Origin of the sequence: Kushneria aurantia DSM 21353 (assembly GCF_000382245.1) — a bacterium.
GTDB lineage: Bacteria > Pseudomonadota > Gammaproteobacteria > Pseudomonadales > Halomonadaceae > Kushneria > Kushneria aurantia.
In genome coordinates, this window is record NZ_KB907875.1 from 11770 (window position 1) to 33348 (window position 21579).

At 59.9% G+C, this 21579-nt stretch carries 21 protein-coding genes; 7 read left to right on the forward strand and 14 right to left on the reverse strand.

The genetic code is table 11. The annotated features are described in order from the left end of the window. From H146_RS20250 to H146_RS22325, 6 genes are all read right to left on the reverse strand, one after another. Positions 1-415: transposase (locus H146_RS20250; RefSeq protein ID WP_211213322.1), on the reverse strand; the 415-nt coding region annotated here is incomplete at its 3' end. Positions 416-572: 157 nt separating this feature from the next. Further along, a complete protein-coding gene (locus tag H146_RS21875; protein ID WP_211213318.1) occupies positions 573-959 on the reverse strand; it encodes an NYN domain-containing protein in 387 nt (128 codons plus the stop codon). Between the two features lie 62 nt (positions 960-1021). After that, positions 1022-1276 (reverse strand): NYN domain-containing protein, encoded by a 255-nt coding sequence (locus H146_RS21880; protein ID WP_211213319.1) that lies wholly within the window; start codon positions 1274-1276, stop codon positions 1022-1024. A gap of 249 nt (positions 1277-1525) precedes the next feature. Continuing rightward, positions 1526-2191, reverse strand: a complete 666-nt coding sequence (locus tag H146_RS0110885) for an OmpA/MotB family protein (protein WP_019951903.1) — start codon at positions 2189-2191, stop codon at positions 1526-1528. 4 nt (positions 2192-2195) lie between these two features. Next, positions 2196-2996: a motility protein A gene (locus tag H146_RS0110890; RefSeq protein ID WP_019951904.1), complete on the reverse strand. Its 801-nt coding sequence runs from the start codon at positions 2994-2996 to the stop codon at positions 2196-2198. 388 nt (positions 2997-3384) lie between these two features. After that, the gene (locus H146_RS22325; protein ID WP_019951905.1) at positions 3385-3507 is read right to left on the reverse strand and encodes a hypothetical protein; all 123 of its coding nucleotides are present in this window, start codon (positions 3505-3507) and stop codon (positions 3385-3387) included. Between H146_RS22325 and H146_RS0110900 the strand changes: the two genes are divergently transcribed. Beyond that, entirely contained in the window at positions 3506-5119 is a 1614-nt protein-coding gene (locus H146_RS0110900; RefSeq protein ID WP_019951906.1) for an ABC-F family ATP-binding cassette domain-containing protein, read from the forward strand. The genes H146_RS22325 and H146_RS0110900 overlap by 2 nt on opposite strands. A 251-nt stretch (positions 5120-5370) precedes the next feature. Here the strand turns inward: H146_RS0110900 and H146_RS0110905 are convergent, their stop codons facing one another. After that, positions 5371-6045 carry an RraA family protein gene (locus H146_RS0110905; RefSeq protein ID WP_019951907.1) on the reverse strand — a complete coding sequence of 225 codons (675 nt, stop codon included), beginning with the start codon at positions 6043-6045 and terminating at the stop codon, positions 5371-5373. 56 nt (positions 6046-6101) lie between these two features. Further along, positions 6102-7094: a hydroxyacid dehydrogenase gene (locus tag H146_RS0110910; protein ID WP_019951908.1), complete on the reverse strand. Its 993-nt coding sequence runs from the start codon at positions 7092-7094 to the stop codon at positions 6102-6104. A gap of 172 nt (positions 7095-7266) precedes the next feature. Between H146_RS0110910 and H146_RS0110915 the strand changes: the two genes are divergently transcribed. Next, entirely contained in the window at positions 7267-8148 is an 882-nt protein-coding gene (locus tag H146_RS0110915) for a LysR family transcriptional regulator (RefSeq protein ID WP_019951909.1), read from the forward strand. A 99-nt stretch (positions 8149-8247) separates the two neighbouring features. On the opposite strand, the gene H146_RS0110920 is transcribed toward H146_RS0110915, so the two are convergent. The 3 genes from H146_RS0110920 to H146_RS0110930 form a co-directional block, all read right to left on the reverse strand. Then, the gene (locus H146_RS0110920) at positions 8248-9750 is read right to left on the reverse strand and encodes a tripartite tricarboxylate transporter permease (RefSeq protein ID WP_019951910.1); all 1503 of its coding nucleotides are present in this window, start codon (positions 9748-9750) and stop codon (positions 8248-8250) included. A gap of 12 nt (positions 9751-9762) precedes the next feature. After that, a complete protein-coding gene (locus H146_RS0110925; protein ID WP_019951911.1) occupies positions 9763-10296 on the reverse strand; it encodes a tripartite tricarboxylate transporter TctB family protein in 534 nt (177 codons plus the stop codon). Between the two features lie 118 nt (positions 10297-10414). Continuing rightward, positions 10415-11371 (reverse strand): Bug family tripartite tricarboxylate transporter substrate binding protein, encoded by a 957-nt coding sequence (locus H146_RS0110930; RefSeq protein ID WP_019951912.1) that lies wholly within the window; start codon positions 11369-11371, stop codon positions 10415-10417. A 684-nt stretch (positions 11372-12055) separates the two neighbouring features. On the opposite strand from H146_RS0110930, the gene H146_RS0110935 reads away from it, so the two are divergent. The 3 genes from H146_RS0110935 to H146_RS0110945 are packed head-to-tail and all read left to right on the forward strand — an operon-like array spanning position 12056 to position 15023. Next, positions 12056-13048 (forward strand): Bug family tripartite tricarboxylate transporter substrate binding protein, encoded by a 993-nt coding sequence (locus H146_RS0110935; RefSeq protein WP_019951913.1) that lies wholly within the window; start codon positions 12056-12058, stop codon positions 13046-13048. Continuing rightward, on the forward strand, positions 13048-13500 hold the full coding sequence (locus tag H146_RS0110940) for a tripartite tricarboxylate transporter TctB family protein (RefSeq protein ID WP_019951914.1): 453 nt from the start codon (positions 13048-13050) through the stop codon (positions 13498-13500). Before H146_RS0110935 ends, H146_RS0110940 begins: the two co-directional genes overlap by 1 nt. After that, on the forward strand, positions 13500-15023 hold the full coding sequence (locus tag H146_RS0110945) for a tripartite tricarboxylate transporter permease (protein WP_019951915.1): 1524 nt from the start codon (positions 13500-13502) through the stop codon (positions 15021-15023). Before H146_RS0110940 ends, H146_RS0110945 begins: the two co-directional genes overlap by 1 nt. Positions 15024-15143: 120 nt before the next feature. Here the strand turns inward: H146_RS0110945 and nspC are convergent, their stop codons facing one another. Then, positions 15144-16310 (reverse strand): carboxynorspermidine decarboxylase, encoded by a 1167-nt coding sequence (nspC, locus tag H146_RS0110950; RefSeq protein WP_019951916.1) that lies wholly within the window; start codon positions 16308-16310, stop codon positions 15144-15146. Next, positions 16307-17506, reverse strand: a complete 1200-nt coding sequence (locus H146_RS0110955) for a saccharopine dehydrogenase family protein (RefSeq protein ID WP_019951917.1) — start codon at positions 17504-17506, stop codon at positions 16307-16309. Before H146_RS0110955 ends, nspC begins: the two co-directional genes overlap by 4 nt. A 390-nt stretch (positions 17507-17896) precedes the next feature. Between H146_RS0110955 and H146_RS19145 the strand changes: the two genes are divergently transcribed. Both H146_RS19145 and H146_RS0110965 read left to right on the forward strand, forming a co-directional pair. Beyond that, on the forward strand, positions 17897-19756 hold the full coding sequence (locus H146_RS19145; RefSeq protein ID WP_051091005.1) for a methyl-accepting chemotaxis protein: 1860 nt from the start codon (positions 17897-17899) through the stop codon (positions 19754-19756). A gap of 142 nt (positions 19757-19898) precedes the next feature. Continuing rightward, positions 19899-20816 (forward strand): AEC family transporter, encoded by a 918-nt coding sequence (locus tag H146_RS0110965; protein ID WP_019951918.1) that lies wholly within the window; start codon positions 19899-19901, stop codon positions 20814-20816. 18 nt (positions 20817-20834) lie between these two features. On the opposite strand, the gene H146_RS0110970 is transcribed toward H146_RS0110965, so the two are convergent. Then, on the reverse strand, positions 20835-21290 hold the full coding sequence (locus tag H146_RS0110970; RefSeq protein ID WP_281169615.1) for a PAS domain-containing protein: 456 nt from the start codon (positions 21288-21290) through the stop codon (positions 20835-20837). Between the last annotated feature and the right edge of the window lie 289 nt (positions 21291-21579).

Below are 21579 nucleotides of genomic sequence, written 5' to 3' on the forward strand. Positions count from 1 at the left end.
GGCCCGGGCACGTCAGTAACCGCGACAGCGTGGCCCGAGACGGTCGATCCTGTGCCAATGGCGTCGTCCCGCGCGCATCGCTGCAGGCCAGCTGCCAGAGCGGGTCACGACGCAGGGTGTCGGTATCGCCGAGGTCGATCCATCCCATCGCTCGCTGCAATACCAGGGGGCGCAGCTGACCGGCCAGCGAGTGGCGGATACGCAGCGGGTGGCGCGGGTCGACCAGGTTGTCCTCGAGCGCCTCGATCACGCCGCTGTTATCGAGGGCTTCACGCAGCAGCAGGGCGCCGCTGTCGCTGGTGGTGCGTTGGCCGTCGAGCTCAACGCGGATGGACCCGTTGCAGGACGGAGTCCAGGGAGATAGGCTTTCACCCATGGCGAGTGGTCCTCCTGAATCTTGTTCTGGCTGGAACAGATTGATTCTACAGGAGAAAACCACTCGTCATCTTCGTTTTTATCCCGCCCTCGTGAATAAGGCGGGATCAGGACTGCGATGTGCTCAGGTGGGGCGTAGTCGTCTGGTGGTGTCTGCATTGCGCTCCCCTCCCATGCCAGCGGACATGGAGTCAACTCTACCAGTAATCAGGCTTGTCGGCTGGTTTCTTGCGCGTGTGCACGCGCTCAGGGAACTGGTGCGCTTCGAGCTCTTCGCTGGAGATGCGGCGACGCATCCAGTCGGCGTTGTTCCGCAGAGAGCCTGGCAGGGTCCGCTCGCCCCCCTTACGGTGAGGCACGATGATACCGACGCGTAGGTGTGGGAAGTCTGCCCGGATCGCCTCCAGGGCCGGCGCCTGGTCCGTATCCCCCGACACCAGGACGATCTGCTGGATCCGATCTTCTGGAGCGTCTCCCCAGCACTGCTTCGCCGCGAGGCGGTACATCGCGATGGCGATCCGGACGTCCGTCTCCTTTTCTTCGAGGTTCCAGATATCGACCTGGTTTTGTCGAGAGGCCGGCACTTTCCTGGAGACAAAGCGCGGAGCCTTCCGGTGGTCCAGGCGATGGCGGCCCCAGTGGACCTTTACACCACACGGGCCTTGAGTGCCCGGACATAGATATCCTGGGCTTGCTTGGACTGCAGGCCGCGTGTGGCTAAAGCAGATTGCACGGGAGAGGTGAAGTAGTGGATCTCTGCCACTTGGCCGCGGGGATCGTGCTCGTGAATGATGGCACCAAGCAAGGACGGGAGATCGAGCCACTTGTACGACGTGCCTGCCAGTAGCCCATAGAACACGTTGTACCCGTCGATGAAGAAGGCAGTCCGCAAGATCTGCAAGAGATAAGCCCCCTGGAAACGAAGAAACCGGCACGGTGGCCGGTTTCTTCACCCCGACTGCCAGCGAACTGAATCGCTGCGTACAGGGTTGAGTCGTGAAACTAGTCTCACTCATCTTGACGGCCCCGTCAACAAGGGAGCAGTCCAGGCAAGGTGGGCGGCCCTGGCGTTTGTTCTGCCCTCTCAACGACTACCAATAACAGCAGCAGCTATTTCCACGGCGCACATTCCCTCACATTAGCCAGTTGCTCACTCCGCCACCTGCTGCCTGAGCAGTATCTCGACGCGCCGGTTGGCAGCGCGACCCTCGGGGGTGTCATTACTTTCCACCGGCCGGGTGTCGGCATAGCCCACCGCACGCATGCGGGAGGGGGCGATCCCCATGCTCTGCAGGTAGCGCACAACGGCAATCGCACGGGCTGACGAAAGCGCCCAGTTGGAGGGGAAACGGAGCGTATCGATGGGGACGTTATCGGTATGCCCTTCTACCGAAATCTGACCGTCAAAACTCGCCAGCTGATCGGTCAGACTGGCGATCACTTCCTGCCCCCGCGTCGTCAGGCTGGCCTCACCGCTGCCGAACAGCAGGCTATTGTCGATACGCAGCGTGATGCCTTCGCGCCCCGTCAGTACGCTGACGCCCTGCATCTTCAATCCGCTGAAGCGGGGATGCAGCCCCTGATGGGCAGGTTGAAGGCCGCTGGCGCGCTGGGCCAGCGACGAGGCGTCGCTGGCCAGCCCGACGCGCCTGTTGTCATCGGCTTCGCCGCTGCCCTGCGGAATCAGGGTCAGCAGCAGCACAAAGAAAGTGATCAGCAGCGTCAGCATATCGAGATAGCTGGTCAGCCAGCCCTCTTCGGCCTCGCCTGCATCGGTGGAAGGCTCCAGCACCCGCTCTGTTTCGTGATCGAGCATGATGTCACTCCTCTACCGGACGCTGCTTCACATTGGGATCGCGAATCTCGTCACGGTAGCTGGCCACGAAGGTGTTGAGGGTGTCCTCGATAAAGGAGGGCTGACGCCTTTTGGTGATCAGGGAGATACCTTCCAGCACCATATTCATGGTAATCAGGCGCTCTTCGGTGCGACGTTCGAGTTTCACGGCAACCGGCTTGAAGAGCAGGTTGGCCAGCAGAATACCGTAGAAGGTCGTCAGCAGTGCCACTGCCATCTGCGGCCCGATGGACGACAGGTCGCTGGCCTCCATGACCGCCATCATGTTGACCAGCCCCACCAGGGTACCGATCATGCCGAAGGCCGGAGAGTAATTTGCCATGGTGCGAAAAATCTGCGCTTCGGCATGCTCGCGCGCCTTGAGCCGGGCGATGCGCCAACGCAATACGGCAAAGATTTCGTCTGTCTTGACGTTGGCGATCAACATCTGAATACCGGAGCGAAGAAAGGGGTTCTGGGTATACTGAAGCTCCTCCTCGACCGCATGAATATCACTCTGAAACCAGAGCCGTGACATCTTGACCAGTTCGTTGATGTCATCCTGTACATAGGTATTTTCACGCCGGAACACCACACCCACAAGGCGTACCACACGCACTACCTCTTTCAGGGGATAGCTGATAAAGGTGGCCGCCAGGGTACCGGTCAGCACGATCGCCAGCCCCGGTAAATTGATAAAAAGCTCGGCGGATTCCGCTGTCAGGAAGACGACAGTCACCAGCAGCAATACACTGGCGACGATGCCGATCAGCGTCGATGGATTCATGCAAGTCTCTCCCACATCAGCCTGAAAAATAAACCGGATGCCCGCTGCCGGCCGGGACGATACGCTGCCCAGGCGGCGTATCGCCCCGGCCTCCAGGCGAGACAGGTCCACGAATGAAGGTGAATGCCGGGCCGAAGGACACCGCCATCCATGGACCTTTCAATTGATTTCAAACTCGATGCTTATCGGCCTCTATAGCGAAAAATTGACCCTGAAAGATGTCGCTATTTACATCGCCCGTTAAATATTCACGCTCGCATGATTAGCTGTAAAAGGAAGATTTTTAAAATCTTACCTCATATTTTCAGCAAAAATGAACGTGGCAAGATGCGACGTTATGACGCGCCGCCGCCGACAACTTGCCTGGCCCTGACGCTTCGCTATAGACTCAGAACATATTTCCCGTCATGAGGTATTCGTCCAATGCGCCATTGATGCCGCCGTCGTTCTGACGGCCAGTCTCCACCTGCCCCCAGCCGGGGGAGCTACTGGCATTAATGGAGTTTTCCATGACGAACCCCTTCATTACCCTCGAAGAGATCGCCTGCGTGCTACCGGATGGCAGGACACTCTTTCGTGAACTCGGTGAACACTTCGATACTCGGGCAACCGGGCTGGTGGGCCGCAACGGTATGGGAAAGACCGTACTGGCGCGCATCATGGCCGGGCAGATCGCTCCGACCTCCGGTCACTGCCGACGCTCAGGCGAAGTACACTATCTCGCTCAACAGGTCGCCCGCCCTGCCCATGGCAGCCTGGCCCGGCTGATCGGCGTGGACACCACACTTGACGCCCTGACCCGCATCGAAGCAGGCAGCACTGCATCGCATGATTTCGATCTCGCAGGCGATAACTGGGACCTTCGTCAGCGCCTGCAACACGCTCTGGAACGTCACGGGCTGGGCCACCTCGATCCCGATCGGCCCATCGCAGCGCTCAGTGGCGGCGAGGCAATGCGTGCCGCCCTGATTGGCGCCGAGCTTTCCCGCGCCGATTTCCTGATTCTGGATGAACCCACCAATCATCTGGACAGGGAGAGCCGCCAGGCGCTGATCGAGTGGCTCGGCCGCTGGCCGTATGGACTGGTCGTGGTCAGCCATGACCGCCGGCTGCTGGACAGCATGACAAACATCGTGGAACTCTCTTCAAGCGGCCTGCAGCGTTACGGCGGCCATCATGGCTTCTATGCGGCATGCCGCCAGCAGGAGCGACATAACGCCCTTAAGCGCCCCGAAAACGCCAAACGAGAACGCGCAAAGACGGAAAAATCTCTTCAGCAGCAGCGCGAACGTCAGCAGCGGCGGCAGGCACGCGGCCAGCGGCAGGGAAAGCATGCCAACCAGGCCAAAATCCTGCTGGATGGCCAGAAAGAGAGAAGCGGCGCTACGGCGGGCAGACTGCAGCAGCGACAACAGGAGGCTCGCCAGAAGGCGGCTGACGATGTCGATCAGGCACGCCAACAGATCAAAAGCGAAGCCGGCATCCGGGTACATGACAGCGGGATGTCGCCGCCAGCTCGAAGCGTCATAGTGTCACTGGAGGCCGTCACATTACCTTTCCCCGAGGATGCCGAGAATAGTCTCGACCTGCGCCTGGCAGGCCAACAGCGGCTGGGCGTGGTCGGCCCCAACGGCTGTGGTAAATCCACTCTGCTGAGGGTACTGGCCGGCGAACTTCAACCTGCTTCCGGCCAGTGCCGACTACCTGCGCATAGCGCCTATCTCGACCAGTCCCTGCGCCAGCTGGATGCCACCCGTTCGGTTCTGGATCAGCTACGGGAAGTCAGCCCTGAAGCGGCCGCCGGTGAACTGCGGATGCGGCTGGCACAGCTCGACCTCGACGCCGACCGGATTACCAGACCCGGTGGCCTGCTCAGCGGCGGCGAGCGGCTGAAAGCAGCGCTCGCCTGCGTGCTCTATGCACAGCCGCCGGCACCGCTGCTTCTGCTGGACGAGCCCGGCAACCATCTCGATCTGGCGTCGCTGGAAGCGCTGGAAACCATGCTGCGCGGCTATCGCGGCGCACTGGTGGTGGTCTCTCACGACGACGCCTTTCTCGACAACCTTGAACTGACGGACAGGCTCAGCGCCACCGGACAGGGGTGGCGTCTGGAGCCCTGGTGAGATGGCGACGAATTTCTTGAGCGCTTTAGCGTAAACTTCAAGCTACTTGCGCCAGCCCAGTGTCTGGCGCGGTCATTCGCCTGGAGCCTCCGCTGCCATAAGTTGTGCGGATCGGCAAAGTAGATCGCTATCACCGTTTTCAAAGCGATTTCGGCATGCTCCACCAATTCGCCAGCCGCAATGTAAAGTCAAGCCACGAAGCGCACACCAAAACAAGCTGGATTTCATGAGAGCGCCGAGGCCCGCCCGGCTTACTGAAACGTACACCCCGATGCCTCGAGCGCACGATCTACCCACGAGCGGTCCACCCTGCCCTCCTTGATCGCGGCCATCTGTTTCTCTTCTGCGGCCTGCTTGGCACGAGCCGCTTCGAGTATTTCCCGAAGGCCGTCGAAGGGTACAGTGAGAACACCGTCACTGTCGCCGACTACCAGATCACCGGGCTCGACCACCATGCCGCCGAGGTTGATTGGCGTGTTGATCTCTCCCGGGCCGTGCTTATAAGGGCCGCGGTGCGTCACGCCGGCGGCATAGGTCGGCAGGTTAACTTCAAGAAAGCCGTCGATGTCGCGAATCGCGCCGTAAAGCACGAAACCCGCGACACCGCGTTTGACCGCATGAGCCAGCATCAGCTCGCCCATCAGGGCATTGGTGATATCGCCACCGGCGTCGCAGACAATCACGTCGCCCGGCTCAGCCATATCGATAGCCTTGTGCAGCATCAGGTTGTCACCGGGGCGGCTGCGCACGGTGAGCGCCGGGCCGGCCAGCACGCCGTCACGATGCATTGGCCGCAGGTTGGCGCCACCGGCGAAAACTCGCGACATGCTGTCGCTGATAACGGCCACCGGCAGCGCCGCAAAAGCGGCAACGGTTTCTGCATCCACGCAGCGCTGGCGGCTCAGTACTCTGTTTCCGATCGTCATTTCAATACCCTCCCATTCAAGACTTGCAAATCGGCGCTTTTGACGTCGTCCGGCGTTCAGGCGCTCTGCTGCGCTTGAAGCGAGACGTCGTTGATCAAACGGTTCGCGGCCAACGTTCTGCCGGCGAGCAGATCGACTATACCCTCCACCGCAAGAATGCCGACTCGAGTGCCGGCTTCGGCAGTGACACCGGCTACGTGCGGGCTGAGAATCACGCGGTCGGAACGCATCAGCGGGCTCACCTCGGCGGGAGGCTCCTGCTCGAAGGTGTCGAGGCCGGCACCGGCAATATGGCCGCTGTCCAGCGCCTCCAACAGGGCCTGCTCATCGATCAGTCCACCGCGCGAGGTGTTGACCACATAGCTGCCGGATGGCATCAGGCGCAGGGTTTCGGCGTTAAGCAGATGCCGGCTGGCATCGGTCAGTGGACAGTGAAGGCTGACGACATCCGAACACTCAAGCAGTGTTTCCAGCTCATCTATACGCTCAACGCCCAGCGCTTCGATGGCCTGCGCCGAGGCGTAGGGGTCGTAAACGGCGATTTTAAAACCCAGCCCGTGCGCCAGTCTGACCACTACGCCGGCAATGGCACCGGCGCCGATCAGACCCAGCCGCATGCCGGCAAGCTCGCGACCGACGAAACCGGCCTTCTCCCAGCGCCCCTGGCGCATGCCCTTGTCGAGCGGTGCCAACTGTTTGACCCTTGCCATGATCATGGCAAGGGTATGCTCTGCCACCGAAACGGCATTACCGCCGGCGGCACGAATGACCTGGATATTGTTGGCGGTAGCAGCTACCACATCGATATTGTCGACCCCGGCTCCGTGCTTGGAGATTACCTTCAATGATCTGGCAGCTTTGATCGCTCCGGCGCCGAAATTACCCATTCTTGACACCACACCGACCGGATCATGTCGCTCGATGTAATTGACCAGAGTCTGTTCAGAGGGGTAAGCAGGCATATGCACGATACAGTAGCCCGCTTTTTCAGCAATGCTACGTGCCTCACTGGCGAGATGAGGGCCTGTTACCAGGATGGTATTTGGCATGATCAACTCTTTTGTCTCCCTTCTTCAATATCGACTTTTGTCAAATGCGATATCCCTCTTAAAGGATGTCTATCGCGCTCTCTTTAGAGACAGAATACAGATAGATTTTTTGTACTAAAGCGAATAATATTATCTGTCCAGTGAAGAAATTCTTAACCAGGCGGTGGGCGATATGGACACTCGACAACTGCGCACTCTGATTGCCATTTCAGAGCAGGGAACCTTTGCCAAGGCGGCTTCAGAAGTCAATCTGACGCCGTCGGCAGTAAGCCAGCAGATCCATGCGCTTGAGCAGGAGCTGGACACTCCCCTTTTTAATCGCGAAACGCGCCCGCCCAGCCTGAATCTACATGGCCTTCAACTGCTGGAGATGGCCAAAAATATTCTTAAAACGGTGGAGGAAACGCGCAATCAATTAAAAGGCAATAGCGTTTCCAGTACGCTTGCTGTCGGCTCTGTACGTACTAGCACAATCGGTCTTTTACCACGCGCTATCGTGGCGTTGCGGCAAACCTACCCGGAGCTGCACGTTAATCTTCGCGTGGGTATGTCGACGACGCTTTTAAATGATGTCAACGCCGGCCGTCTCGATATGGCCATCGTCGCTGAACATGCCGGCGTTTCACGTGATCTGCTCTGGTCGCCCTTCCTGCGCGAGCCGTTGGTAGTAATTGCGCCGCCGGATACGCCCGTCATGTCGGTCAGAAATCTTCTGGAAACCATGCCGCTGGTACGTTTTGCCAGCAACGTTCCGCTGGCTATTTTGATCGATAACGAACTGGCACGGCAGGATATCAGAACCCATGACATCGCCGAGATCGATACCGTCCCGGCAATCGTAGAATGTGTATCGGCAGGTCTGGGCGTCGGCATCGTGCCGGATATCGCGGTACGCGAAAATGGCCGCGACATGCTGAAAATGCCGTTCGGAAATCCTCAGATTTATCGCCAGATCGGTACGGTCCAGCGCACCAGCTCGGCAAAATCCGAGCTCTTGATCGCCATGCACAATCAGTTGGCAGAAATGGCAGGCGAATTCGGCGTTTTCAGGTAAAGCAAAACGCATTATTGTGCTTTGAATAGCGTGACGTTTTCTTTAAACACAACCCAAAAGCGGTGGCATTATGAATGTCACCGCTTTTTTTATCCTTTATCAGGCGGGGGTACTTTTACGCGAACGCAGCCAGCGCGATATCAGTGGATAGACCACCACGAAAAGCGTCAGCGCAATGATGATCTTCGCCGTAACACTGGTTGCCAGAATCGACCAGTCACCGCCGCCGATGCGCAGTGCCAGGCGCAGATTCTGCTCGGCGAAACCACCGAGTATCAGACCGAGAACCACTGGCGGCAATGGGAACTTAAGCTTGTCCATGAAGTAACCGATGGCGCCAAAACCGAGCATTAGATAAACATCAAACATGCGGTTATTGATCGAATAGACACCAATGAATACCAGCGCGATAATCAGCGCTCCCAGCAGCGGCCGTGGCAGGCGCAGCACTCTGGCGAAGGTGTTGGTCGCCAGCGCCCCGCCCAGCGCGATCAGCAAAATGGCAGCAAAAAGGAACTGCCACATGAAGCCGAAAACGATCTGCGGATTGTCACGAAACAGCATCGGCCCCGGCTGCAGGCCGTGAATCAGCAGGCCACCCAGCATTACCGCCGCCACCGCGGTACCCGGAATGCCCAGCGTCAACGCCGGAATCAGCGCCGAGGCGGTATCGGCATTATTGGAGGTTTCGGAAGCCGCTACCCCTTCAGGTTCACCCTTGCCCCACTCATCGGGATTGCTGGAAGCGCGGCGCGCTTCGTTGTAGCTGAGAAAGGCGGCCATTGACCCGCCGGCGCCCGGCAGGATGCCGACGAAAACACCGATTACCGAGGAGCGCAGCCAGGTTTTCCAGTACTTCAGCATGCCGGGAATAGCCTTCCAGATGCTGACGGTATTGAGTCGGCCGGTGTTGCTGGTGTCGAAGTCCTGCACTTCTTCCAGCAGTGCGATGGCCGGCGGCAGCGCGTAGAGCCCTACCAACAGTACCACGATATTGATGCCGTCGAGCAGCTCCAGATGGCCGAAGGTGTAGCGGTCGTAGCCGGTGATGCTATCGATACCGATAATCGATACGAAAACCCCGAAGGTAGCGCTGATCAAACCCTTGATAACATCGCCGCCAAGCAGGAAAACGATTGCCGACATGCCGAATACGGCAACCCAGAAAATCTCCGCCGGGCCGAACAGCAGTGTCACCTGTGCCAGCGGTGGCGCCAGTAGCATCAACACCAGTGCCGACACGATACCGCCGATGGCCGAGGAGACTACTGCCACTTGCAGGGCATAGCCGCCCCGCCCCTGCTGCGCCATCGGGTAACCATCAAAACTGGTAGCCACCGCTGCCGGGGTGCCGGGAATGCGCAGCAGCACGGCGGGAATCGAGCCGCCGTACATGGCACCGTTGTAGATGCCCGCCATCATACCCAGCGCCACCAGCGGGTCCATGCCAAATGTAAAGGGAATCAGCACCGAGATTGCCATGGTAGCGCTCAGTCCCGGCAGCGCGCCGATGCAGATGCCGGACAACACGCCGATGACTACTGCTGCGAGGTTGCCAAAGGAGAGCACTGCTGGGAGTGCATCAAGCAGATTGCCATACATAACGTTTCTCCCTCAGCGTATGAAGAATTCAGCGGGCAGTTCCTGCCCCATGAGAAACACGAAGATCATCGCGATACCGCCAACAAAGATGACATCGGCGAGCAGTAGTCCCTTGAGGCTTCGATAACCGAAGCACCATGCGACGATCGGAATCATGATTGCCGTGGTGGTATAGAAACCGACCAGCGCCACGCCGGCAATGTAGGCCACGATCGAGACAACGACGCCCAGAAAACGCCGGAGATTGGTAAACATTTGATATTTGGGCACAGGACCCAACGCGCTGTGCCGGCGCAGGAAAACGCGTGCCATCAGCACAGTGCCCAGAACCAGCAGCAGAACCAGCATGGTGACAGGCAATAGTGCACTCATTGCCGGCATGCTGCTGGTTCGGGTTAGCAGTAACGCCGAGGCGATGACGATCACGACACCAGCAATAATATCGGGATGGATACCGCCATTCCGACCGTCGTTCGAAAGTTCGCCGCCGCTCTGGTCGTCAGGACGAACACGCGAGTTTGTCTCGCTATGGGAAGTGTTGGACATGTCGATTCCTGTCGAGAGGCATCAGGCCGACTTGCGCCGAGCCAGGGGTCGAGGTAGGGATACTTCCGGCCCCGGCCCGCCTGCGCCGTGGCCGGCAGGCGGACACAGGGGAGGCATTTTACTTCCAGGGGTCGTTTGCCCACACCCGCTCGGCGAGCTCGAGTTGTTCAGCGTTGAGCTGACGGAAATCGTCTCCAAGAGCGAGTTCGGTGGGATTGCCCGAACGGCGCATCGCCTGCTGAAATTCGGAATCCTCAAAAGTCTGCTCAAAGGCCGAAAGCAGGCTGTCGCGCACGTCATCTGGCAGATCGGCGGGCGCCACAAAGCCGCGCAGCGCACCACTGACGAGGTCGTATCCCTGCTCGACGAAGGTGGGAATATCGTCCGCCATATCGGCGCGCTCGCGAGTGGCAATGCCCAGCACATTCAGTTCGTCACGGAAGTTGACCACTTCAGAAAGGTTGATGATACCCATGGTGACATGGCCACCCATCAGCGCGCTGCGTGCCGGCGCCGAACCTGAAAAGGGAACAATGGTGTACTCCGCATCGGTGACTTCGGAAACGCGCTGCAGAAAGAAATGATCGTCGCCACCAAGACTCGACATTGCCACGGTGACGCCGCCGTCCCGCTGCTTTGCGGCTGCGACCAGCTTATCCATGGTGTCGATATCGCTGCTGCGTGGTGTAACGATGACGTTGGGGTCATTCACGATATTGGCCAGATACGTAAAACTGTCGGCGCTGTAATCGGCATCGCGGTCCTGGGTGCGCGCCATCATGCCGGGCAGGTTGTAGGTGCCGATGGTGTAGCCGTCAGGAGCGGCCTCGGCCACTGCGGTTACGCCAATCTGTCCACTGGCGCCGGGCATGTTTCTGACCACTACGGTGGCGTCATCGCCCAGGTATTTTTCGATGAAGGGCGCCGTGGTACGTGCCATGACATCAGTGCCACCCCCGGCGGCAAAACCGACGATCAGATTAATCCTTTTTTCGGGATAATCCGCCAGCGCAGCAGATGCCGCGAAACAGGAAAAGCAGAGCGCTGCCGCGATACCAAGAGCCTTGAGTTTCATGAAATCTATCTCCTTTGAGCGAGCTGACGCCAGTAAAAGGTATAAAAAAACTGAATTAAAGCGAATAATTCTTTACAGTTAAAACAGAAATTTTTAATCATTAAAAAAGAAAAAATTTAGACCAAGGTCGTATATCCGAGATTGACTGAAAGTGATCAATGAATTACTCCACATCCTTAAAAATCAACAACATGTAAAAATAACGGTTTGACTCAGCGATGACCTGTTTTCTTCATAAAACGCATCAGTAACAAAAAACGGCTGTCAATATGTTTAGCAAGATCTGGATTTATACCTTGGTCGATATTGTGCTTTGGTCGAGGAATCATTTCTCGCAAAGCATAAAGGAATGGTTAAGGTCATTATTGAATCGCGGACCATATCGTCACATCTGTATATGGTAGTGCTTCGCTGGCTGACACAAATAACACGAATGTGTCATCTTGACAGGGCCAGCCCGGACATTGATCAAAGTACTTTTCAGCGGCCGCTGAAACCCCATGCACCCGACGTCACACCCTTCAGAAAATCCCAACCTTTCACTTCTGCAAGCTTCGCTGCGATAGCCCACACAACTTTGGTCGCGCATTCTTCTTTGGCCGTTGACGCCCGCCATGCCGGCTCTATAGCTTCACTCACGAATGAAAAAAACCGTTTGGTTACAAAACTAATGGGGAGTTCAAAATGAAAAAGACACTGTCTCTGCTTGTTGTCATGGCCGGCGTCGCGGCACTGCCGCTCGGCGCCCAGGCGTCCGATGGCTATCAGCCCTCCGGCAAGGTGGAGTGTATCGCCCCGTCCGACCCGGGCGGCGGCTGGGATTTCACCTGCCGCAGCGTCGGCAACGTGCTGGAAGAGCTCGACCTGGTGCCGGGTAACGTGCAGACCATCAACATGGCGGGCGCCGGCGGCGGCGTCGCCTTCGCTCACACGGTCAGCAAACGCGCCGGTGACGACCATCTGATTGTCGCCGCTTCGACCGCCACCACCACACGACTCGCGCAGGGCCAGTTTCAGGGCATGGACGCCGACATGGTCAACTGGATCGGTGCGCTGGGTGCCGACTACGGCGTAATCGCAGTCGCCGATGACTCCGAGTACCAGAACCTCAACGAGTTGATGAATGCGCTCAAGGAGAACCCGCGCAGCGTCAAGTTTGCCGGCGGCAGCGCCAAGGGCGGCTGGGATCATCTCAAGGTGCTGATCGCGGCCAAGGCGGCCGGCGTCGATAATCTACCTCGCATCCCCTATCTCTATTACAACAACGGCGGCGAGGCGCTGACGCAGGTCGTCGGCGGCCATGTGGATGCCTTCAGCGGCGATATCACCGAAGCCCAGGGCTTCATGGAGTCCGGAGACCTGCGTGTGCTGGCCGTGCTCTCCGAAGAACGCCTGCCCGGTGAATTCAGCGATATCCCCACCGCTCGTGAGCAGGGTATTGATGCCGTTGGCCCCAACTGGCGCGGCTTCTACATGCCGGCGGATATCTCCGAAGAGGCGAAGCAGTACTGGATCAACGCCATGGATACCGTCTATGAAAGCGATGAATGGAAGCAGGTCATGCAGAACAACGGCCTGATGCCCTTCCACGCTACCGGCGCGGAGTTCGAAACCTTCGTTCATGACCAGATCGAAGATATTCGCTCCCTGTCGCAGGAAATCGGGCTGATTCAGTAATGACCATCAATGATCGCATCTTTGGCATTCTGATTCTGGTCGTGGCCGTCGCCTACGGGTGGACGGCCACCCAGTTTCCCGAGCCCTTCGGCGGCTCGGAGGCAGTGGACTCGGGTACCTTTCCGATCGTGATCGCGGTGGTCATGGCGCTCTCCAGTCTCTACCTGATCGTGCGACCGGACCCGGACAACCACTGGCCGGCCACGCGCACCGCACTGGAGCTGTTGCTGGCGGTAGTGGTACTGATCGCCTACACCCTGCTGCTGCAACCGCTGGGGTTCATTCTCGCCACCCTGCTGGCGATCGGCACGTTGTGCTGGCGTATGGGCGCGCCGCCGCTGCGCGCCTATATCGTTGGCGCGGTATCCGGTGTCGTGGTCTATCTGCTGTTTACCCTTGCACTCGGTCTGGCGCTGCCGACCGGCGTGCTTGATGTGCTGGAGGGGCTCTGATGGAGACGCTCGGTTTTTTGATGGACGGCTTCGCCGTCGCGCTGGCGCCGCAGAACCTGCTGTTCGCCCTGATCGGTGCCTTCCTGGGTACCCTGATCGGTGCACTGCCGGGGCTGGGGCCAGCCAACGGGGTCGCCATCCTGATCCCGCTCGCCTTTACCCTCGGTCTGCCACCGGAAACCGCACTGATCATGCTCACCTCGGTCTATGCCGGGGCGATGTACGGCGGGCGTATCTCGTCGATTCTGCTCAATATTCCCGGCGACGAGCCGGCGATGATGACCTGTCTCGACGGCTACCCGATGGCACAGCAGGGCAAGGCCTCGGAAGCGCTGGCCATTTCGGCGATCGCTTCCTTTATCGGCAGTCTGATCGCCACCATTGGCCTGATCATCCTGGCACCGATTCTGGCGCGCTTTGCACTGACCTTCGGCCCGGCAGAGTATTTCGCGCTGTTCGTGCTGGCCTTTGCCACCCTGGGCGGGATTACCGGCAAGAATCCGGTCAAGACGATACTGGCTGCCGCCATCGGGCTGGCAATCGCCACCGTGGGAATCGACTCCACCGGCACCCAGCGCTACACCTTCGGCATACTGGAGCTCTATGAAGGGGTCGACTTCATCATCGCCATTGTCGGTCTGTTCGCCATCTCGGAGCTGCTGTTCTTCATCGAGGAGCATGCCGGCGGCGGCAAGGCGCAGATGGCGGTCAACCGGCTGAAGATGTCGTGGAAGGACATTCGCATGATCCTGCCGTCCAGCATTCGCGGCGGTATTCTCGGTTTTATCTCCGGCGTGCTGCCGGGCGCCGGCGCCTCGCTGGGCAGCTTTGTCGGCTACACCATCGAGAAGAAGATCGTCGGTAGCAGGGGCTACTTCGGCAAGGGCGACCCGCGCGGCGTGGCCGGCCCGGAGGCGGGCAACAACGGCGCCTCCTCGGGTGCGCTGGTACCGATGCTGACCCTGGGCGTACCGGGTAGCGGCACCACTGCGGTACTGCTGGCGCTGCTGATCTCGATGAACATCACGCCCGGGCCGCTGATGTTCACTCAGCACGCCGATATCGTGTGGGGCGTCATCGCGGCGCTCCTGGTCGGTAACTTCCTGCTGCTGGTGCTCAACATTCCGCTGGTGGGTATCTTCGTCAAGCTGCTGTCGGTACCGCCGATGTATCTGCTGCCGATCGTCACCATGGTGGCCTTCGTGGGCATCTACTCGATCAGCAACTCGGCGTTCGATCTCTACTTCATGGTCGCCTTCGGGGTGTTCGGCTACTTCCTGCGCAAGCTGGAGATTCCCATGGTGCCGATCATTCTCGGCCTGCTGCTGGGGCCGGAGATGGAGAGCAACCTGCGCCATACCCTGGATATCTCCGACGGCGACTGGACGGCGCTGTGGAGCAGCGGCCTGTCGATCGGTCTGTGGATCGTGGCGATCATCGGCCTGATACTGCCCTACATCGTCGGCCCAATACTGCGTCGACGGATGGGAGAGGCAAAGGAGAGCAGCCGGCCGGTAGACTGAAGCCAGCGTCTGTTAAACACATCGCCCCGCTCAAATGAGTGGGGCGATGTATTTTTGGCAGGGCCGTCAACATCGGCCCGGGAACATGCCCGGGCTCCTGCCGGATATGCCATCATCCCGTCAGCTTAATCGCTGCATATAATCCACATAGCCAAAGGTTCTGATCGTACGCACTTCTCGGCTCTGCTCGCTGACCCGGCAGATGGCGGGCAGGCGAATGCCGTTGAAGGTGGTGGTCTTGACCATGGTGTAGTGCGCCATGTCGGTAAACACCAGCCGATCACCGATCGCCAGCGGCGCGTCAAATGACCAGTCCCCGATCACATCCCCCGCCAGGCAGGTCGTACCGCCCAATCGGTAGGTGTGCGCTTTTTCACCGGGCATGGCGCCGCCGATGATCTCCGGACGATAGGGCATTTCCAGCACGTCCGGCATGTGCGCAGTGGCCGATGTATCCAGAATGGCGGTCGGCACGTCGGTAGCGACGATATCCAGTACGCTGGCGACCAGATAACCGGTATTGAGCGCGATCGCCTCACCGGGCTCCAGATAGACCTCGAGATGTGGATAGCGCGCGCGAAAATCGCCGATCACTCGCAGCAGTCGCGCGATATCGTAGTCATCGCGGGTAATGTGGTGACCGCCGCCAAAATTGACCCAGCGCATGGCGCCGAGATGCTCGCCGAATTTCGCCTCGAAGGCTGCAAGCGTCGCCTCCAGAGCGTCGCTGTTCTGCTCGCAGAGGGTGTGAAAATGTAGCCCCTCGAGGCCGTCGAGACCCCCGGGCTCAAGGTTCGCCGCCCGGGTACCAAGCCGCGAGCCCGGCGCGCAGGGATCGTAGAGTGGCACCGCGCCGGTGGAGTGCTCGGGATTGACCCGCAGGCCACAGGAGACACGCCGCGGCGCCGCGGCGACGGTGTCGCGAAAGCGCCGCCACTGACCGGGCGAGTTGAAGCTCAGATGATCGGCGTAGCGCAGCACCACCGCCATCTCCGTCTCGGTGAAGGCCGGCGAGTAGACGTGCACCTCGCCGCCGAAGGTCTCGGCACCGAGGCGCGCCTCGTCCTGGCCGCTGGCGGTGGTGCCCACCAGGTAGCGGCTGATCAATGGAAAGCAGTCCCACAGGGCGAACCCTTTCAGCGCCAGCAGAATCTTCGCCCCGCTGTCGCGCTGCACCCGGGCCAACAGCTCAAGATTGCGCCTGAGCAGGGCATCATCCACCACCCAGGCGGGTGACGGGCAGGCGTGGATATCGAAGCCGGTAACCTCGTAAGTGCTTACTGTCACGCCAGCGGATCCTGCTCGGGGTCGAGTTCGACCACCTGCCAGGGCAGCCCCATCTCGCCGATGCGCGCCATGAAGGGGTCGGGGTCGAGCTGCTCGACATTAAAGACGCCCTCGCCCCGCCACAGGCCTTCCAGCATCAGCATTGCGCCGGTTACCGCCGGCACCCCGGTGGTATAGGAGATCGCCTGCGACTGCACCTCGCGGTAGCAGGCCTGGTGATCGCAGATGTTATAGATATGCACCTTGCGCCGCTTGCCATCCTTCACGCCGTCGACGATCACACCGATGTTGGTTTTGCCATGAGTGCGCGGCCCCAGCGAGCCGGGATCGGGCAGCACCGATTTCAGAAACTGCAGCGGTGATACTTCGCAGCCGTTGACGCTGATCGGCTCGATGGAGGTCATGCCGACGTTTTCCAGCACCCGCAGATGAGTCAGATATTTCTCCGAGAAGGTCATCCAGAAGCGGATACGCTGCAGTCCCTTGATGTTCTGCGACAGCGATTCCAGCTCCTCGTGATAAAGCAGATAAAGATCTTTCTTACCGATGCCGTCGAAATCGAAGGTGCGCTTCTCGGCCAGTGGCGCCGTCTCCTTCCACTCACCGCGCTCCCAGTAGCGCCCGTTGGCGGTAATCTCGCGGATGTTGATCTCGGGATTGAAGTTGGTCGCGAACGGATAGCCGTGGTCGCCGCCATTGGCATCGAGAATATCGATGGTATGAATCTCGTCGAAGAGATTCTTCTGCGCGTAAGCGCAGTAGATGTTGGTCATGCCGGGGTCGAAGCCGCAGCCCAGGGTGGCCATGTTGCCGGCCTTGCGGTAGCGCTCCTGAAAGGCCCACTGCTCCTTGTACTCGAACTTCGCCTCGTCGGGGTGCTCGTAGTTGGCGGTGTCCAGATAGGGCACCCCGGTGCGCAGGCAGGCCGCCATGATGGTCAGGTCCTGATACGGCAGTGCCACGTGAATCAGTATGTCCGGCCTGAAGCTCTCGATCAGCGCTACCAGCGCCTCGACGTCGTCGGCGTCCACCTGCGCCGTTTCGATGGCGCGCGGCAGCTGATCGGCGATCGCCCGGCACTTTGCCTCGTTACGGCTGGCCAGGCAGATGTTGCTGAAGATATCGGGATGCTGGGCGCACTTGTGGGTTACCACGCCGCCGACGCCACCGGCGCCGATAATCAGAACTTTGCTCATGGGTCAGATGTTCCGGATCGGTCATGAATTTAATTCGCAGGCTCGGCAGCAGGCCATGATAACGCCTGCAAACCATAGTCACTCCGGTCATTGTGCCGCCCGCCTCGCGGCGCTGCGGCAAGGCTGTCAATGATGGCCGCGCCGCGTCGGGGGTGCAACGGTTTTGCGCGCACAAACTTCCGGGATGTTCTGCCCTGCCGAGGCGGAAAAGCACCCCGGGTTGGATCCCCGCGTCTCAAGATTGTCTGACACACAGCCGATAAAAGACCTGCTCTCCGGCACGCCCCCTGGTTTTCGAAGGCCAGTACGCGGCGCGGCCCGGAATCAGGGAGATTTGCAGCGCATTCGTTACAGCCAGAATATAACCTGTCAGGGGACACAGCATCGGCCATGAAAAATATCAATATCAGCAAAAAACTCTATCTGGGCTTCGGCGCCATCGTCGCCATCATGATCGCCCTGGTGGCCACCATCATGATCAACATCCAGGCGCTGCAGCGCGCTTCCGATTGGGTGAGCCACAGTAACGATGTACTCCAAAAGATGCAGGTACTCACCACGTCACTGATCAATATGGAGACCGGTGAGCGCGGCTTTCTGCTGACCGGTCGCGACGCCTCGCTGGAACCCTATAACCAGGGGCAAAAGGATTTTGAAAGCAGTCATACGCAACTGGTCGACATGACCAGCGACAATCCGGCTCAGCAGCAGCGCCTGGCACGCCTCGGCGAACTCGAGCAGCAGTGGCAGCAGGTCGAAGTGACGCCGGCGCTTGAAGCCCGCCGACAGGTGGTAAATGGCACTACCAGCATGAACGACGTCGTCAACTTCCAGCAGCGTGAAGTGGGCAAGGAGATGATGGACGGCATGCGCGCCGTGCTTGACGAGATGATCAGCGCAGAAGATGCCCTCAGCGACCAGCGTGTTCAGGCCGCCAGCGGCAGACGCCAGATGCTGCTGTGGGTCAGCATTGGCGGTGGCGCCATTGCCGTGCTGCTGGCAGCGCTGCTGGGCTATCTGCTGTCTCGCAGCATCGTCAACCCGCTGCGCAGCGTCGAGGAAGCCGCCAATGCCATGGCAGAGGGGCGCCTCAGCGTGGTACCGGAAACCCGTCGAGGCGACGAGATCGGTCGTCTGTTGACCGCCTTCCGGCGTATGGATGAGCGTCTCACCGGTATCGTCACCGAGGTGCGCCAGGGCGCCGATTCAGTCAGCGTCGCCGCCGGCCAGATCGCTTCGGGCAACAACGATCTGTCGCGACGCAGCCAGGATCAGGCCGCCAGTCTCGAGGAGACTGCCGCTTCGATGGAGGAGATGAACTCCACGGTGCGCCAGAACGCCGACAATGCCGGTCACGCCAGCCAACTGGCCAACGAAGTGAGCGACCAGGCGACCAGCGGTGGTGAAGTAGCCGACCGGGCGATGGCCGCCATGGAGGAGATCAACGCTTCCAGCCGGCGTATCGCCGATATCGTCGGGCTGATCGACGATATCGCCTTCCAGACCAATCTGCTGGCGCTCAACGCCTCGGTGGAAGCGGCACGCGCCGGCGAGCAGGGGCGCGGATTCGCCGTGGTGGCCGGCGAAGTGCGCAACCTCGCCTCGCGCAGCTCGACCGCCGCACGCGATATCAAGCAGCTGGTTGAGGAGAGTGTGGTACGGGTAGAAGGTGGCTCCAAACTGGTCCATCAGTCGGGTGATACGCTCAAGGAGATCGTCGAGAGCGTCAAACGCGTCAGCGGCATCGTCTCCGAGATCGCCGCGGCCAGCAAGGAGCAGTCCTCCGGTATCGAGCAGGCCAATGTCGCCATCGCTCAGATGGACAACACCACCCAGCAGAACGCTGCCATGGTCGAGGAAGCCGCCGCCGCCAGCCACTCTCTGCAGCAGCAGGCCGAAACGCTCAAACAGCTGATGCTCTTTTTCAACATTGAAAACGGCGGACAGTCACAGTACACCCCCGCTATCGCTCATGGTGGTAGTGCCACGACGCCGCGTCATGCTGTCAGCGACCAGCGCCCGTCCGGCAGCGGTCGTTCATCCGGGAATCACGGCAACCAATCTTCGCACCGCGGCAGCTACCAGGCGGAGCACAAGAGCGGTCGCCAGTCCGATCATCACGGCGAACACGCTTCACAGCACCAGAGCCAGCGCAGTGCCCAGACCCATCAGTCGGAGAGCTACCGGAGCCGCTCGACAAAACAGAGCGACTCGGCAAAGCACAACGACGATGAGTGGGCGACCTTCTGAGCTCGGAAACCCGGCCTCGGAAAACCCATCGACCGCGCCTTCAGGGGCGCGGTCGAACTTTTCGATCAGGCGAAGATGGCATGACGGCGAAAACGCCTGTCGCCTACAATAACGCTTCACTTCAACTCGACTCCCTCTCGTCATGCAGGAACTGCTTACCGCGCTGTGGCCCATTTTCGCCCTGATCGTCGCCGGCTACGGTTTGATGAGACGCGGCCTGCCCGACCCACACTTCTGGCCGGGTGCCGAGCGACTCAACTATTTCGTGCTGTTTCCTGCGCTGCTCTTTTCAAGCCTCGCCGACGCCCCTTTCGACGACTCCGCCCTACCCCGTTTACTGACGGCCATAGGGTTGATACTGGCACTGTGTTCACTGACGCTCTGGAGCCTGCGCCGTCACTGGCGCTGGCCTGCGGCACGCTTTGGTGTCATGGTTCAGGGGACGTTGCGTTTCAATACCTATCTGGGTCTGGCGGTAGTGACCAGCCTGTTCGGTGGCGAGGGGCTCAAGCTGGCGGCGGTGGTACTGGCGCTGCTGGTACCGATGGTCAATGTACTGTCGGTGGTGGCACTGACCGGCGACGAGACAACCTCGGCGAAGCGTTTGCTGCGACCGATCGTCAAAAACCCACTGATTCTCGCCTGCGCGGCCGGCGCGCTGTTCAATCTGGCAGGCGGTGAGCTGGGAGGCGGCGTCGACAGGTTGCTGTCGCTGACCGCCGCGGCCAGCCTGCCGCTGGGGCTTTTGTGCGTGGGGGCGGCACTGCGGCCCCAACAGCTCGGCGGCGAAATCGCCACTTTGGCCATTACCAGCACGATCCGACTGCTGCTGATTCCCTGTCTGGCAGCGGCGGTGGCGATGCTGCTCCAGCTGCCGTCGATGGAGCGTACGCTCGTCGTGCTGTTCTTTTCGCTGCCCACGGCACCGGCAGCTTATGTGCTGACCCGCCAGCTGGGCGGCGACAGTCAGCTGATGGCGGGTGTGATCACGCTGCAGACGCTGTTGGCGGCGCTGTCGTTGATGCTGATCGTGACTCTGATAACCGCCATACCGGGATAAAAAACGCTGCAGGCACACTCAGCGGTGACTGCCATCGCGCAGCAGACGCTCGATCTCCTCGGCGCGACGGCGGTCGGTAATATCGCGCTGCACTGCGACCCAGTGAGTAAAAAAGCCGCTGTCATTGGCCACCGGCACGATACTCACCTCGACCCAGAACTCGCTGCCGTCGCGACGCTGATTGAGCAGCTCGGCCTCGACCGGCTGCCACACCGACAGCGATTGACGAATCCGGTCCAGAGTTTCACGGCAGGTGTTGGCGTTTTGCAATATGCGCGGCGTCCGTCCGATGATCTCCTCGGGCTGAAAGCCGGTGGTATGGGTAAAGGCGGCATTGCAGTAGACCACCCGCGGGCCGGGGGCATCGATGGGCTCGGCCTCGGTGATCACGATGGCGTCGTTGGCGTTGACCATTACCGACTCAAGCAGACGCAGGCGCGGAGATCTTCGGGCGCCGACCTGCCGAAGTGACACACCACCTGACCGTCAAGGCGATAGAAAACGCTGCGCCGGCAACCCGTCGCATGCGCTACGCCGCGCAATAGCTGATCAAGTGACGGTCGACTGGCAGGGTCGTGGCGAAAAAGTGTCATGGACAACCACCATGCTGATAATTAGTGCCCACGATACTAGCGGCCAAATGAATCGTGGCTTTAATTTCGACACCTTGATTTCTCTGTTGCAAGGCCTGTGCAGGCGCCTGACGAACAAAGCAGCGTAGTCCGAACTCATAAAGATTTCGACAATGTCGCCGATAGCCCTA

Bases quoted from the DNA above. Each gene is read 5' to 3' on its own strand.
- H146_RS0110885 (WP_019951903.1), bottom strand. From the start codon at position 2,191: ATGCTCGATCACGAAACAGAGCGGGTGCTGGAGCCTTCCACCGATGCA.
- H146_RS0110890 (WP_019951904.1), bottom strand. From the start codon at position 2,996: ATGAATCCATCGACGCTGATCGGCATCGTCGCCAGTGTATTGCTGCTG.
- H146_RS0110900 (WP_019951906.1), top strand. From the start codon at position 3,506: ATGACGAACCCCTTCATTACCCTCGAAGAGATCGCCTGCGTGCTACCG.
- H146_RS22325 (WP_019951905.1), bottom strand. From the start codon at position 3,507: ATGGAAAACTCCATTAATGCCAGTAGCTCCCCCGGCTGGGGGCAGGTG.
- H146_RS0110905 (WP_019951907.1), bottom strand. From the start codon at position 6,045: ATGACGATCGGAAACAGAGTACTGAGCCGCCAGCGCTGCGTGGATGCA.
- H146_RS0110910 (WP_019951908.1), bottom strand. From the start codon at position 7,094: ATGCCAAATACCATCCTGGTAACAGGCCCTCATCTCGCCAGTGAGGCA.
- H146_RS0110915 (WP_019951909.1), top strand. From the start codon at position 7,267: ATGGACACTCGACAACTGCGCACTCTGATTGCCATTTCAGAGCAGGGA.
- H146_RS0110920 (WP_019951910.1), bottom strand. From the start codon at position 9,750: ATGTATGGCAATCTGCTTGATGCACTCCCAGCAGTGCTCTCCTTTGGC.
- H146_RS0110925 (WP_019951911.1), bottom strand. From the start codon at position 10,296: ATGTCCAACACTTCCCATAGCGAGACAAACTCGCGTGTTCGTCCTGAC.
- H146_RS0110930 (WP_019951912.1), bottom strand. From the start codon at position 11,371: ATGAAACTCAAGGCTCTTGGTATCGCGGCAGCGCTCTGCTTTTCCTGT.
- H146_RS0110935 (WP_019951913.1), top strand. From the start codon at position 12,056: ATGAAAAAGACACTGTCTCTGCTTGTTGTCATGGCCGGCGTCGCGGCA.
- H146_RS0110940 (WP_019951914.1), top strand. From the start codon at position 13,048: ATGACCATCAATGATCGCATCTTTGGCATTCTGATTCTGGTCGTGGCC.
- H146_RS0110945 (WP_019951915.1), top strand. From the start codon at position 13,500: ATGGAGACGCTCGGTTTTTTGATGGACGGCTTCGCCGTCGCGCTGGCG.
- H146_RS0110955 (WP_019951917.1), bottom strand. From the start codon at position 17,506: ATGAGCAAAGTTCTGATTATCGGCGCCGGTGGCGTCGGCGGCGTGGTA.
- H146_RS19145 (WP_051091005.1), top strand. From the start codon at position 17,897: ATGAAAAATATCAATATCAGCAAAAAACTCTATCTGGGCTTCGGCGCC.
- H146_RS0110965 (WP_019951918.1), top strand. From the start codon at position 19,899: ATGCAGGAACTGCTTACCGCGCTGTGGCCCATTTTCGCCCTGATCGTC.